The following is a 12,439-nucleotide window of genomic DNA, read 5'->3' on the forward strand; positions in this document are numbered from 1 at the left end:
TTAAGGCTTTAAAATGGTTGACACCACACTGTCAACTGCTTCATCAAACTTGGAATCTATGGTAGCCTTGAGTTTTTCAAGTTTTGCTTGGCCGTCTGAGGCGATCTTTTTTGCCTGTTGCTCTGCCCGTGCCTTGGTCTGTGCAATCATGGATTCAGCCTCTTTGATTGCCATCTGGGTGGCTTTCTCCCTAAGGGAGTCAATTTCCTTTATGGCTTTTGAGTTGAGCGCTTTTTTCATATCGCCCACCTTTGAGTTGAGGGAATCTATGTCGTTTTCAAGGTCCGAGAGTGATTTTATTATCTTGCTTACTTTGGAATCCGCAACCGTTGTCTGAGCTGCCTCTTTCATAGCTAAAACGCCTCAAATCCTTTAAATAAACTCTTCATTTGGTGCTCAAAAGCAGGATTGCGCGAGCCAGATCGCCTCCTGTTTCCTTTAGCGCGTTAGCGGCAACCTCAGCACTCACATTAGCCTGTTGCGAGACCAGCATGATATCCTCCTCTGAGAATATTGGAGTTTCCAGCTCCTTTTCCTCATAGCTGGTTGCGATTACCTGAAAAATAGAGTTATCCTTTGATTTCATTTCCGTAACTGCTGGTTTTGGTATTATGATCTCTTTTTTGTCGGTCTTGATTATTACTTCTTGTACGTTTGGCAGCTCTTTCATGTCAAGGCCCATCCTGTCCAGCATTCTTCGCATTTCGCGATTGCCGCCGCGCATCATGAAATTCTATTCACCCAGACTGTCTTTTAAGGTATCTCTGATCCTGACTGCTACGCCGCGTTCCAGATCCATCATCATTTGGTGGTTGACTACAGCTCTGCCTACTGCTATCACCTTGTTATCAAATAGAACCGGCACGTCTGTGCCAACAAGTATGTTTTTTCCAGCCCACCTTACATGCTTGCAGAATACTGATTTGCCATCCTGAACAAAGGGTTTTGATTCCTCATCTATTTCAACACAGTTTTCTTTGAATTTTTTTCTTTTTAGTAGGATTTGTGCAAAGTGAGGGGTTATTGCAAGACCGCCATCTATGCGCAAGGTACAAAGCAATTTGTTCTTGCAGTATACTTCTTTTATCCTTCCGTTTTTCCTTGAGAATTTAATCTCAAGCTCCTTTGGTAGGCTCTTTGAGACGCCGGAGCCAAACAATGCGTCTATTGTATGCTTTAGCTTTACAACATAGTCCATAATTTGCCAAAATCTGCGTCCGTTAATAAAATATGACAATCGATAAATTCTCAAAGCTTTTTACGCATCAGCTACAAATTTACTTTGATGGCATCTGGAACGCACGTCATGGAAAAGATTCTCTTTGGGGTTGCAAAGCGGTGGATTGCAGGAAATACAATAGATGACGCGCTGTCTGCTGCGAAAATATCTTACAAGAACGGCATGAGTGTAATTATCAACAAGCTTGGTGAGTATCACACATCAAATCAGGCCATACAGAACACCATATCAGAATACAAGACAATCATCTCATCGTTTAGAAGATGGAATGTATGTGGCGGAATATCTGTAAAACCTACTCAGATAGGCCTATCAAAAAGCATGAGAGAATGTCTGCAAAACTTTCAGAGTATCATTAGGTCTGCATCACTATCGCAGACTTTTGTCTGGATAGATATGGAATCATCCGATCACACAGATAAGACAATAGAGATCTATCAGAGTATTTTTTCAAAATATGAGAGGCTTGGGGTTGCCTTGCAGGCAAATCTGAAGCGAACCGAGAACGACCTTTCTGATTTGCTTACAATAGGCGCAAAGATTCGCCTTGTAAAGGGTGCATACAGAGAAGACTCCAAGATCGCATACAAGTCAAAGGAACAGATAGATGCCAACTATGAAAAACTGATGAAAACATTATTTGAGAAAGGCAATGAGTTTGGCATAGCAACACATGACCTAAGATTAATTGAAAAGGCAAAAAGCCACTCAAGAGAACACCAAAGAAAATTCGAATTCCAGATGTTGCGCGGCATAATGGACAGTATAAAGCCGGATCTTGTCAGGGATGGATTTTCTCTTGCAGAATACATCCCATATGGGACAAACTGGCTTCCATACTCCATAAGGAGACTGAAGGAAAGAAAACGTAACATACTTCTGCTTGGAAGCGCATTTGTTTCAAAATACTAATCAGAGGCCACATAGGCACGTTTTTCTGAAATTGTCATCACCTGAGCTTAATGCTCATCAATTCAGCTGAGAACACTCTATGAGTTTGGCATAGTATTCTTATCATATGGAAACAAAAAAAACTCACTGGAATCGAGAAATCAGAGCTCCGTTCAAGAAGGTCATGGCTTGGGACATGTTATTTTTTGTCCTAGGCATTGGCGTAGGTGCCGGAATCGGCGCATTCCTAGCAACAAACTAGGAATTGCGTTTTTCTTTTTGGATTTATTAAAATATCGCAATTGTCAAGTGTTTGCATGTACGAGTTTGCCAAGGTAGATTATCCATATGTCAAAAAAGACAACGGTTGTCGTCTGGTCTGGACTGATCCGCACGATAACGACAAAGAAAAGGTAATTTATCTAACTCAGGATGATCTGTCGCATTTGCACACTGTTTTATCACAAAAGTCCACTGGCAGAGTCACGCTTGAAGACAATGCAGGCTCTATCATAGTAAATGAGAGCGAGTCCAGTTTTAACATAAAAGGCGACAAGCCCCTTACAGTAAAAACCAGTGTCTTGGCAGAAAAATTTCTAAAATTCATAGAAGATCACGATAAAGTCATTATAAAATGCACCGAGTATGTTCCAAGCCAAAAAATTGGCGAAGTTGATGTAAAAAACAAGTTGCTCAGCGCCATACTGACATCGGAGACAAAAGAAGACAAGCTTGATACAGATTTGTTCCACGTAATGGCGACCAGACGTTCTACAAGAAAGTTTGCGGAAAAACAAATTGAAGATTGGAAAATAGACAGAGTTTTAGCAGCTGCTGATACTGCACCCACAGCAGGGAACTTTCAAGGGTTTGAGGTATTTTATGTAAAGGATGAAAAGGTAAAAGAGATGCTGGTCAAGGCGGCAAACAATCAGCCATATGTTAACGCACCACTAGTCTTGGTCTTTTGCAAAAATCCCTCAAGGGTAAAGCTGAACTTTCCCCCCGAAACGCTTGCCAAGTTCGCTATTCAGGATGCAACAATTGCTTGTGCGTATTCCCAGCTTGCAGCATCTGCGCTGGGCCTTAGTTCTATATGGATAGGCATGATTGACGAGCAGAAAGTCATGGATGCAATAGGCACCAACCTAAGGCCGTCTTCTATTTTGTGCATAGGATATCCGGTGCAGAAACGAAATCCAAGGCCCAGAAGGAACTTGAAGGATCTTATTCATGTGATTTAGATTTTTTTCTCTCCTTTGCTCTGCGCTTCATCCTTGCAAGCCCTTCTGAAAATCTTTTCTTCTCCTCTCTGGTTTTCAGCAACAATTTTGGTACTTCCGTGGGACGTCCATTCTTATCAAGTGCCACCATTGTAACAAAGGCAGTTCCGGTAAGAGTCCTTATTCCGTTTAGAAGATTCTCTGCTTCAACTCTTACCTCAATTTCCATAGATGATTTTTTCACGCAGTTCAGGCGTGCGTTAAGGATTAGAACGTCCCCGACGAATACGGGCTTGAGAAAGTCCACCCTGTCGATGCTTGCGGTGACTGCATTGGTACGGCAGTGCCTGTGGCCTACGATTCCTGCAACTATGTCTATCTGCTTTAAAATCTCACCACCAAAGACGTTGCCGGCAGGATTTGCCTCAGAAGGGAACATGCGCGCAATTACTTCTGCTTGTGACTCGTTTACCGCTTTTGCCTTCAATTGAGTTTTGGTAAATTCCAAGTTATATCTACGTTTTTTAAAAAAGTCAGGTTATTTGGAACCCCACATCACGTCCCATTTGTAAAGGTGGTGCGTGACCAGGTTTCCGCAGATGTTGCCGTATTGTTCTGAGAAGGCTTTTGCTTCCCCTTCTGTTCCCTCAAATACAGCAAGTCCACCGGTTTCATTGCCAAATGGACCGGACAGTATGAATTTGTTGTTTTTAACCATGCCATCTATCATGGAAAGGACTTGTGGGGCTATGGCTGCAAGATCTTCGTCCTTTGTATTTTCGTTCTTGGAGCTAACAAGCAACCACAGTTGCTTCTGTGCAAGATTCTGTGTTTGCGACATGGATTTACAATTATTGCATGAGATTTAAGACTACACAAGATTGTACATTCTTGTTACAGGAAGACGCTACATGCCAGTGTTATCTGATTGTAAAATGTCAGTGTTTTTTATTTAGGGCTTGCATTGATGACGCACTTGGGAGCTGGGTGCTGCAAACAAATAGCCTTTATCATTTTTGCAGTGCCCGGCTACGTTAGTGCACCAGTAGTACAGGACATGGAGACTCTTCGGATACTTTTCTTGCGACGCTTCCAAGAGCTCTTATTTTTGATAGGCCCTTTCTGCTTGTGGTTCCAATGACTACTAGATCGATCTTGTTCTTTTTGATAGATTCCAGTATTTGTTTGGATGTATTCCCGTAGGAGGTGCCTATTTTTGTGGGGATCCCCAGTTTTTCATTTTTTTGCTTTTGTTCCTGCAATAGATTTAAGGCCTGAGCTTTCAGGTCGTTGTAGATTTCTTTCTCATATTCCTTCATAGTTTTGTTGAGTTGCGTTCTCCCAAAATAATTCGGAAGCATCACCTCTTGAATTACGTAAAGCAGATGGACCGTTGCATTATTGCTTCTTGCGATATCTGACGCTATCTTTAGGGCATTTTGCGACGGAGGCGAGTTATCATATGGGACAAGAATGTCTTTGAACATGCCTGTCTGCCACACAGACGATAATTAAATTTAGTTTTTTGTGGTAGGAGATCTAAAACAGACGCAGCCCGCCAATCTGCAGTTGAATCTCATACAAAACCATTAGAAAGACGGCAAAAATTCCAAAGAGTAAGGCACTGTGCAGGATTCTTATCTTAGCTGTCCTAAGTAGCAAGAATAAGGCAAGCGGGGCTACTGTGGAAAACCCGATTAATGAGGAGAGGATGCCAAAGTTTACGCTGATATCAGATAGAACCAGTACTATTCCTAGAACCAGTGTTATGTTGGTAATGCACGAGCCCACAATATCACCAAGGGCAAGGTCAAGGTGTCTTTTTCTAACTGCGATTATATCCACGGTAAGCTCTGGTAACGACGTGCCAAACGCAACTATTGTGGCCCCGATGACTGATTGTCTTATTCCTGTGGCTGCTGCAATCGAGGAGGCACTATCTACGATGACTTTGGCGCTTATGATTACCAAGGCTATTCCAATGCAGAACAAGACAAGGGACCTTGCGGCAGAGCCAGTCTCTCTTTGAGCCTGTGCATTCTTTGGGTTCGACTTTATGGTGTGATATATGAACAGGCCAAATACGGCAAGAAGTACAATTCCCACAAACTTGCTTCCTTCTTGGGCAAGAAGTAAAGTCAATGGAATTGCAGAAGATGTAAGAAGAAGCGGTAGCATGCTTTTCACCGTCTTTTTTTCTATTTGCTTAATTGGCGATACCAGAAAAAACAGTGCGGATATCAGCGCAATATTAGTAACATTTGAGCCAAAGATATCACCAAGTGTGATGCCTATGTTGTTGCTGTGCGTGGAAAAGACAGCCACGCTGATTTCGGGTGCCGATGTTGAGACTGCTACTATGAGAAATCCTGCAGCAAGTTCACCTATTCCAGTTATTTTTGAGAATCTCACAATAGAGTTTATTGCAAAAATTGCACTCTTGACAAGTATTGCTATGAACGCACCAAGAAGAACCAAATTTATGATTAGATCATCCAAATTTTACCACACTGATGGAACCAGAAGTGTTGTCAATACGGCCAAGACTAGCACAAAGATCAAATTAAGAGGCAGTCCTACCCTTGCCATCTTTTTTGCAGTTACGTAACCGGAGGACAGAGCAATTGCGTTAGGAGGAGTGCTCACAGGAAGGATAAATCCGTAGCTTGCACCTATTGCGATTGGCACCATAAGCAATAGCGGATTTATGTCTATTATGGTTGAAAGAGATGCCGCTATAGGAATCATGAGTGCAGCCGTTGCGGTATTGCTGATAAACTCGGTAAACACCACAATCAGTAACAAGACTATCACTATGACAATATACGGCAAGACTGCAAGAAATCCCAGTTGCGTCGCAATCCACGTATCAAGTCCGCTTGCGGTAAATCCTCCTGCAAGTGCAAGTCCGCCTCCTATCAGGATTAGAATTCCCCATGGAATCTTTGTTGCAGAGTTCCATCTGAGGATTTGCTTGTTTTTTGTTGATGGAAGGGCAAATAATGACGCTGCCGCAAAGATGGATATAACAGAATCATCAACTTGAGGGAGGTAGGAACCCCAAACAAGGCCCCTACTCAACCATGCAGTTACAGTGGCAATAAAAACTGCAAGCACGAGCTTTTCATCCCTGCTAAGATCTCCAAGCTCTGAGAGCTTGGCAGTCAGCATGTGTTTGTCGAACAAGGAATCTTTACCCAGTTTGATGCCGACGTGCGTTATGTAAAACCATAAGATAAGCAATGAAATTGCACTTGTTGGTATTCCAATCAACATCCATTTTCCAAAGCTGATCTGGGTATCAGTGAGTGACTGTGCAAGTGAGGCAAATATGGCGTTGGGCGGCGTTCCAATAAGCGTGGCTACCCCGCCCATACTTGCCGCATATGCTATCCCTAACATCAGGCAGGCGGCAAACTTGGGTTTGTCCTTTGTCATAACCGCAGCCAGAATCGCAGTTGCAAGAGGCATTACAAGAAGGGTTGCGGCAGTATTGCTCATCCATGCACTAAGACAGCCAGTAATCAGGATGAATGCAGCTACTACCTGCTTTGGTTTTGTTCCAAAGATGGTCAAGATATGGAATGCAAATCGCAGATGAAGGTTGGTTCGCTCAATGGCAGCAGCTATGAAAAAGCCGCCAAGTATTAGGAAGATAATTTTGTCTGCATAAAATATCAACGTATCTGTAAAATTCAGAATTCCAGATGCCGGAAATACGATTAACGGTAAAATTGCCGCAATGTAGAGCGGCACGGTTTCAAAAATCCACCAGATCCCCATCCAAAAGGACAGACCGAGAACGATTTTTGCTTCCACGGCAAGCTCGCCAATTGGAAGTGCGAGTATGAGGACAAACAGGGCAGGTCCGAGTACAAATCCCGCCGAACTTACCTTGAAATCTGATTTTTGCACCACTTGATGCACTCATTTTTTGAATTTAAATAAGTTTGAACACAAACTGATGATAATCTTGCTGCGGGTAAATCAGATGCAATAACTAGGCATCGCATCACGGTAAGAGTTGAAGTACCCATTATCACAGTTTGTGTTCAAATGTACCCAAAGTGTGGATTATTTGAGCATGATTCCGGTTTTGCGGCATGCCTTAAAATTATATTATTTGTTCCAAGTTCCTTGCAAGGTATACTTGACATGGCTCTATGCTGTAAAAACATGAAAAGTGAAATTGCTCCATTGTGGTATGACCACATTTGATGCATATCTTTTTGATATCTTTCCTACATTGAGAGCAGATGGCACATGACATCTGTATTCCACCACATTTTCTGCATGATTCATCTGGCATTTTCAGAGGTTTTGTTTTGTATTGATATAAAATGCTAGATAAGAGAATACGGTATGCCATGAAGGCATGCCGCAAAGATAGAACAATCGACTAATACTAACATCAATGCATGAAACTATGAGTGTGCTTCTTGTCGCTCCATTTTGGATCGCGGCAACAATAGTTATTGTCATGATAGGTATTCTATCACCGAATGCTGCAGATGCAAAGACTATCACGTCTAATAGTTATCAGTGTGAGGCAAGATATGATACGTATAGAAGCCTTGGCGAGGCAAAATTTGTTGAAAAATACCGCAATACCAGCATAGTGAATAGCTGTTTGAAAATGTACAAGGACTCAAATTGGTATTTTTCAGGCAAGAACAAAATAGACAAATACCATGATCAAATAAAGGCAATTGAAAACGCCAAAATTAAACAGCCGCATGTAGAAATAATCAAAAAACAGATTGCTGGTAACGGCAAATACCTTATCAGTTATAAGATTTGTGCACAGAACCAACACATACCGCAGCCAACAGTCTTGATTAGCTCAAAATCCGAACAGTTCTTGGCAGTATCGTACAAATCCGTATCAAGTAATGCATGCAAAACTTTTCAGGCGCAAATCAAATCGCCATCTTCAATGGAAATAGATGTCAAGTACGTGCAAAGCATCAAGGACCCCGCTCTGAAATCAATCAGAGTTGTGAATCTGGAAAGAGTCTAGTTTTGGTGTGTAGAACATGATCTTGCCCAGAATCACATTAGAAAATATTATTAGTCATTAGCAAGTAGGTTGCGGCATGCCTTCCAGTGTATCTCCGTTCGGAAACCTCTATGCATACAAACTGTACACGTTGCCTACTGCAAAGAGATTGTTTGGCAGTTATTCATTTAGAAGAAAGCCCACCATAAAGCATCACACCAATGTACAAAAGATGTTAGAGATTCTCTCTCAAAACGGCCCGCTTACCACATGGGGTATGGCAAAAGTAAATTTCCAAAACGATGTTTCGGGAATAAGAACCAAAGAAAAAGAATACAGAAGACTGTTAAAGGGCAGAAAAGACAGAGGGAAGCACTCTCCAGGCGTGCTTGATGTGGGCCTTGTGGTAGTTGAAGGCAAGAGCTACAATCGTGGACCATCTGATATCTACAGACTTTCCCTTCCAGGGATCCTATACTGCATTGAAGTCTTGGATTTAACGCACAAGGAAATTGATACCATGGCAAGGCATCATGCCACGGTTTTGCCGTGGATCTTTGGTAGGTGGGAATATCTCAAATCTGTCATAGGAAATGATGTTTACAGAATAAAGACGCTTGCTGGCGGGACGTTTTTGGACAATATTCAGGTGACAAAAATGTCAAAATTTCCCATATTTGAGCTCCTAACGTATCTGTCAATAAAATACCAGGAAAATTATGAGTACATTGATGAGAAGGATCTTGCAGATCAGATCTCATGTTGGTTCTATACGCATCTTTTGATTCCTGCAAAGCCTCAGGAAAGATCAAGTGTGGAGAACAATAAGATAAAGAAGATACTAAGTGGCGATAAGGATTTGAAAACATGGTATTATGGATTTGTCAAGGAGGCCATAAAGTTCTACGATGACAGATTCAAGACCATCAAAAAACTGGAAAAGATTTAGGCGTACTTTGAGATTAGTTGTTCCAGTGTTTCAAACGAGTACGGTTTGTTAATGGTATCAATCAGGGCCATACTTTTTGCTTTTAGGTGTTTTTTTTCATCTTGGTTGTACGCCGTGATCAAAATTACCTTGGCGTTTGGATCATGTTGTTTTATCTTAAAAAATGCGTCATAGCCATCCATTTTTGGCATTCTGATGTCCATAAAGGTAAGATTAGGTTTGATGTCCTTATATTTTGCCACCGCCTCATCTCCATCTTTTGCTGTAAAGACGTCATGTCCCATACCCCGGATCATGAATGCGGTATTTTCCAAGAGATCAAGGTCGTCGTCCACAACCATGATGATTTTGCCGGACATCCAATTACACTGGTAGGGACACCATAAAAAATTTACTTACAAGTTTTTCATTCTGGCGCAACATGCGGTAACATCAATGTAAACATGGTAGGGTTGTTCCTAAACGATATTGTACCCCCATGCTGCTCCACTATATTCCTACAGCTTGCAAGTCCAAGTCCAGTACCCTTTTGTTTTGTAGTTACCAGTGGCTTGAATATGTCAGATTCTACCTCCGGAGCAATGCCTGGACCTGTATCTTCTATTTCCACGACAATATGCTGAGCATCTTTTTTGAGACGTATGGTGATTTTCCCTTCGTCTTCACCTATTGCCTGCGCCGAATTTAGTATCATATTGATAAACACAATTTCCATTTTCTTCTCATCGCAGTACAATTCCGCATCATCTCCCTCAATTATTATTTGAATTCTATTTGGAATTTCTATAGATTTGATTGCAGACTCTATTATACTCCTTACAGATATCGGCTTGATATCAAGTGGAGTGAACCTGACATAGTTAAGCACATCCTCCACTTGGTGGGACATCCTTGAAATTGCCCTGTCAATTCTCTGCATTACCGCATCAAGATCTGCTTTACCTGACGGGTTTCGTTTAATGATATCTATGCCACTTCGAATCGTGCCAAGCGGATTTTTCATATCATGAGCCATACTGGCTGCAAGCTCACCTATTGCGGTCAGGCGCTCATTCTTAACCCTGGCATTTGCTTCTGCCAGTTTTTTTTCAGTTTCAAACAGTTTTTTGAGGGATGATTCCATATTGTTAAACGAACTTACTATGGAATTTATTTCGTTTATCCTGCTTTGCTGCATTTTTGCATCAAAATCTCCGGTTCCAAGCTTTGTAGTAATCTTGGCAAGCTGACCTAGCGGCTTTGTAACAAAGTGCGATAGGATAAAGCTTAATGCGATGGCAGAGATTATTCCAAGTATAGTAGATATTATTACAGTATTTCTCAGATCCACAAACTCGCTTAGGACTACTGACTCGTCCTGTTTTATTACAACTTTCCAGTCAAATCCCTTAAAGTCTTTGTACCCAATAGATGATGCGTATGAGATCAACCTGACGTTTCCATTATCCATGTTTTCTATTGTTCCAGTCTCGCCCACGAGCTGATCAAAGTATGCCAGCTTTTTTTCAGGATAATAGACACCTTTCTCATAGATGACATTTCCTGCATTATCAATGAGAACCACGTTCTTTTTTGATTCTGAGAGTATGTCTACATCAATTAAAAAGTCATGAAGCAAGTCATTTATGCTGATTTCCACATGCATGGAACCAATGAAATTATTCGAATCATCAAGAATTGGGTACGCCAATACTAATGCGTATGAATCATAGTCTGGGTTATATTCGAGATTGCCGATGAAAATCTTTTTTTCTTTTGTTATCTTCCACCAACTCTCATCATCGTATCTATACTCCAATTTATCTCCAGAAATTATGTGAAAGCCATGTTGATTTGTAATGAAAATTTCGCTGATTACATCATAATCGTATTCCTTTTTGTAAAAATCAACAATATTTTTTAGCTCTTCTGACATGGACTCGTACGTTATAGATGAGGGCAGGGACTTTTTTGTGTCCGCATGAGGCAGAGAATCAATGCTTTCTTGTCCAATACTGCTAAATTCCAAATTTGATATGCGCACATCCTGCTGAATCTGCTCTATCCTGGTTAGATCTTCAAGACCCCTTATTCTATCATCTATGTATTTGTCCAGATCTCTCATGATGTTTGACGCTTGTGCTTCGTTTCTAAGTGAGGCTGATTTTTTTGCTTCCTTTATTGCAAAATCATATGAGAGATAACTGTGCAAAGCATAAGTTAGAAACAATATCGATATCGAAATTATTAACAGATGTACTAACTTCAATTTACTTGGTTATACAAGAATTGAATTTAAACTGTGAGGCATCAATTGCAAAAAAGGCATGCCGCAAAAGCCAAGGTATTGACTAATAACAATTAGCTAACAGGTATGCATGCAAGTTTCAGACAAGACGCATGAAAAAAGCGATACAGAGACAAGACAGTCAATCTATGAAGTTCTAATGAAGAGAATGCTTTTTGCGTGTGAAAGCTGTGATGGAGCATTAATTCAGGTTGCAATGTGCAGATTTTGCAAGACAACAACGCAAAGAAAGTGCAGGGATTGTGAAGCGGAAATTAACATACCACACAGATACTGTGTACCAAACGCGGATGGAATTTTGTCGCATGCACGCATAGTGAGAGGATTTGATGTTGATTAGAAAATCAGCAGTGATCGGACTCGCTCTTTGTTTTAGTTTGATAATGTCAGTTTATCAGATGCCGGCAGATGCGCAATATGTCCCACTCGAATCCAACTTCAAATATGTAAAGGAACGCACCATAGAACCTCTTAAAGGCAAGTCTGGATGGTGGAAGTACCATCTAACAGTATGTGCGACAGATCACAGTTTGGGAATAACTGAGGTGATCTTAAAGTCAGATATGGAGACGATCTACCAAGGTGTGAACAAGGTGATACCCAAGGGAGATTGTAGCTATTATGGTGCAGTAATGAAGGCAAGAGATGGCAAAAGCTTAGGCTACAAGATAATCCAGACGCACGAGGCAGTAGATAGCATTCTTGCGTTCAAGCAGGGCAAACCCGGTGTGTCCCTAAATGACGTAAGCCGCTACAGATTCATACTCAATATTTACTAGCAAGGCATGCCGCAAAAGCCAAGTTATCGATTAATAATATCCGGAAAGAATGGATTTGCTTGCCAGAAAAA

Annotated in this window: 17 protein-coding genes; 7 read left to right on the forward strand and 10 right to left on the reverse strand. The window is 41.3% G+C overall.

Annotated elements, in window-relative coordinates; translation table 11 throughout:
- Genes NITUZ_RS07890 through NITUZ_RS07900 form a run of 3 tightly spaced genes read right to left on the reverse strand, consistent with a single transcriptional unit; the run spans window position 1 to window position 1,198 of the window.
- Window positions 1-351, reverse strand: coding sequence for an ATP synthase subunit B family protein (locus NITUZ_RS07890; RefSeq protein WP_048196809.1), 351 nt, complete (start codon window positions 349-351; stop codon window positions 1-3).
- A 34-nt stretch (window positions 352-385) separates the two neighbouring features.
- Window positions 386-727 (reverse strand): nascent polypeptide-associated complex protein, encoded by a 342-nt coding sequence (locus tag NITUZ_RS07895; protein ID WP_048196810.1) that lies wholly within the window; start codon window positions 725-727, stop codon window positions 386-388.
- A gap of 6 nt (window positions 728-733) precedes the next feature.
- Window positions 734-1,198, reverse strand: coding sequence for a PUA domain-containing protein (locus tag NITUZ_RS07900; RefSeq protein ID WP_048196813.1), 465 nt, complete (start codon window positions 1,196-1,198; stop codon window positions 734-736).
- A gap of 87 nt (window positions 1,199-1,285) precedes the next feature.
- Between NITUZ_RS07900 and NITUZ_RS07905 the strand changes: the two genes are divergently transcribed.
- From NITUZ_RS07905 to NITUZ_RS07910, 3 genes are all read left to right on the forward strand, one after another.
- Window positions 1,286-2,152 (forward strand): proline dehydrogenase family protein, encoded by an 867-nt coding sequence (locus NITUZ_RS07905; RefSeq protein WP_244443848.1) that lies wholly within the window; start codon window positions 1,286-1,288, stop codon window positions 2,150-2,152.
- A 106-nt stretch (window positions 2,153-2,258) separates the two neighbouring features.
- A complete protein-coding gene (locus NITUZ_RS10365; protein ID WP_275040830.1) occupies window positions 2,259-2,393 on the forward strand; it encodes a hypothetical protein in 135 nt (44 codons plus the stop codon).
- Between the two features lie 364 nt (window positions 2,394-2,757).
- The gene (locus tag NITUZ_RS07910; RefSeq protein ID WP_048197090.1) at window positions 2,758-3,375 is read left to right on the forward strand and encodes a nitroreductase family protein; all 618 of its coding nucleotides are present in this window, start codon (window positions 2,758-2,760) and stop codon (window positions 3,373-3,375) included.
- On the opposite strand, the gene NITUZ_RS07915 is transcribed toward NITUZ_RS07910, so the two are convergent.
- The 5 genes from NITUZ_RS07915 to NITUZ_RS07935 all read right to left on the reverse strand — a co-directional run bounded on the left by NITUZ_RS07915 (window position 3,359) and on the right by NITUZ_RS07935 (window position 7,269).
- Window positions 3,359-3,793 carry an acyl-CoA thioesterase gene (locus NITUZ_RS07915; protein WP_081844919.1) on the reverse strand — a complete coding sequence of 145 codons (435 nt, stop codon included), beginning with the start codon at window positions 3,791-3,793 and terminating at the stop codon, window positions 3,359-3,361. The genes NITUZ_RS07910 and NITUZ_RS07915 overlap by 17 nt on opposite strands.
- A gap of 99 nt (window positions 3,794-3,892) precedes the next feature.
- Window positions 3,893-4,195: a hypothetical protein gene (locus NITUZ_RS07920; protein WP_048196816.1), complete on the reverse strand. Its 303-nt coding sequence runs from the start codon at window positions 4,193-4,195 to the stop codon at window positions 3,893-3,895.
- A 193-nt stretch (window positions 4,196-4,388) separates the two neighbouring features.
- Complete coding sequence (locus NITUZ_RS07925; protein ID WP_048196818.1) at window positions 4,389-4,841, reverse strand: universal stress protein; 453 nt, start codon at window positions 4,839-4,841, stop codon at window positions 4,389-4,391.
- Between the two features lie 52 nt (window positions 4,842-4,893).
- The gene (locus NITUZ_RS07930; RefSeq protein WP_048196820.1) at window positions 4,894-5,853 is read right to left on the reverse strand and encodes a sodium:calcium antiporter; all 960 of its coding nucleotides are present in this window, start codon (window positions 5,851-5,853) and stop codon (window positions 4,894-4,896) included.
- A 3-nt stretch (window positions 5,854-5,856) separates the two neighbouring features.
- Window positions 5,857-7,269, reverse strand: coding sequence for an SLC13 family permease (locus NITUZ_RS07935; RefSeq protein ID WP_048197093.1), 1,413 nt, complete (start codon window positions 7,267-7,269; stop codon window positions 5,857-5,859).
- A 511-nt stretch (window positions 7,270-7,780) separates the two neighbouring features.
- Between NITUZ_RS07935 and NITUZ_RS07945 the strand changes: the two genes are divergently transcribed.
- Window positions 7,781-8,374 (forward strand): hypothetical protein, encoded by a 594-nt coding sequence (locus NITUZ_RS07945; RefSeq protein WP_155991500.1) that lies wholly within the window; start codon window positions 7,781-7,783, stop codon window positions 8,372-8,374.
- A gap of 76 nt (window positions 8,375-8,450) precedes the next feature.
- Window positions 8,451-9,302: a hypothetical protein gene (locus NITUZ_RS07950; RefSeq protein WP_048196824.1), complete on the forward strand. Its 852-nt coding sequence runs from the start codon at window positions 8,451-8,453 to the stop codon at window positions 9,300-9,302.
- Here NITUZ_RS07950 and NITUZ_RS07955 read toward each other — a convergent pair.
- Both NITUZ_RS07955 and NITUZ_RS07960 read right to left on the reverse strand, forming a co-directional pair.
- On the reverse strand, window positions 9,299-9,661 hold the full coding sequence (locus NITUZ_RS07955; protein ID WP_048196825.1) for a response regulator: 363 nt from the start codon (window positions 9,659-9,661) through the stop codon (window positions 9,299-9,301). The two genes, NITUZ_RS07950 and NITUZ_RS07955, sit on opposite strands and share 4 nt — an antisense overlap.
- Before the next feature lie 47 nt (window positions 9,662-9,708).
- Entirely contained in the window at window positions 9,709-11,550 is a 1,842-nt protein-coding gene (locus NITUZ_RS07960; RefSeq protein WP_048196828.1) for a sensor histidine kinase, read from the reverse strand.
- Between the two features lie 109 nt (window positions 11,551-11,659).
- On the opposite strand from NITUZ_RS07960, the gene NITUZ_RS07965 reads away from it, so the two are divergent.
- The gene (locus tag NITUZ_RS07965; protein WP_048196831.1) at window positions 11,660-11,929 is read left to right on the forward strand and encodes a hypothetical protein; all 270 of its coding nucleotides are present in this window, start codon (window positions 11,660-11,662) and stop codon (window positions 11,927-11,929) included.
- Window positions 11,930-11,972: 43 nt separating this feature from the next.
- A complete protein-coding gene (locus NITUZ_RS07970; protein ID WP_048197095.1) occupies window positions 11,973-12,368 on the forward strand; it encodes a hypothetical protein in 396 nt (131 codons plus the stop codon).
- Window positions 12,369-12,439 lie beyond the last annotated feature (71 nt).

The sequence above is a fragment of the Candidatus Nitrosotenuis uzonensis genome, assembly GCF_000723185.1.
GTDB classification, from domain to species: Archaea; Thermoproteota; Nitrososphaeria; order Nitrososphaerales; family Nitrosopumilaceae; genus Nitrosotenuis; species Nitrosotenuis uzonensis.

What these genes read in the sequence shown, in the direction of transcription:
- NITUZ_RS07890 (WP_048196809.1), bottom strand. Translation starts at nt 351, where the DNA reads ATGAAAGAGGCAGCTCAGACAACGGTTGCGGATTCCAAAGTAAGCAAG.
- NITUZ_RS07895 (WP_048196810.1), bottom strand. Translation starts at nt 727, where the DNA reads ATGATGCGCGGCGGCAATCGCGAAATGCGAAGAATGCTGGACAGGATG.
- NITUZ_RS07900 (WP_048196813.1), bottom strand. Translation starts at nt 1,198, where the DNA reads ATGGACTATGTTGTAAAGCTAAAGCATACAATAGACGCATTGTTTGGC.
- NITUZ_RS07905 (WP_244443848.1), top strand. Translation starts at nt 1,286, where the DNA reads ATGGCATCTGGAACGCACGTCATGGAAAAGATTCTCTTTGGGGTTGCA.
- NITUZ_RS10365 (WP_275040830.1), top strand. Translation starts at nt 2,259, where the DNA reads ATGGAAACAAAAAAAACTCACTGGAATCGAGAAATCAGAGCTCCGTTC.
- NITUZ_RS07915 (WP_081844919.1), bottom strand. Translation starts at nt 3,793, where the DNA reads ATGTTCCCTTCTGAGGCAAATCCTGCCGGCAACGTCTTTGGTGGTGAG.
- NITUZ_RS07920 (WP_048196816.1), bottom strand. Translation starts at nt 4,195, where the DNA reads ATGTCGCAAACACAGAATCTTGCACAGAAGCAACTGTGGTTGCTTGTT.
- NITUZ_RS07925 (WP_048196818.1), bottom strand. Translation starts at nt 4,841, where the DNA reads ATGTTCAAAGACATTCTTGTCCCATATGATAACTCGCCTCCGTCGCAA.
- NITUZ_RS07945 (WP_155991500.1), top strand. Translation starts at nt 7,781, where the DNA reads ATGAGTGTGCTTCTTGTCGCTCCATTTTGGATCGCGGCAACAATAGTT.
- NITUZ_RS07950 (WP_048196824.1), top strand. Translation starts at nt 8,451, where the DNA reads ATGCCTTCCAGTGTATCTCCGTTCGGAAACCTCTATGCATACAAACTG.
- NITUZ_RS07955 (WP_048196825.1), bottom strand. Translation starts at nt 9,661, where the DNA reads ATGTCCGGCAAAATCATCATGGTTGTGGACGACGACCTTGATCTCTTG.
- NITUZ_RS07965 (WP_048196831.1), top strand. Translation starts at nt 11,660, where the DNA reads ATGCAAGTTTCAGACAAGACGCATGAAAAAAGCGATACAGAGACAAGA.
- NITUZ_RS07970 (WP_048197095.1), top strand. Translation starts at nt 11,973, where the DNA reads ATGTCAGTTTATCAGATGCCGGCAGATGCGCAATATGTCCCACTCGAA.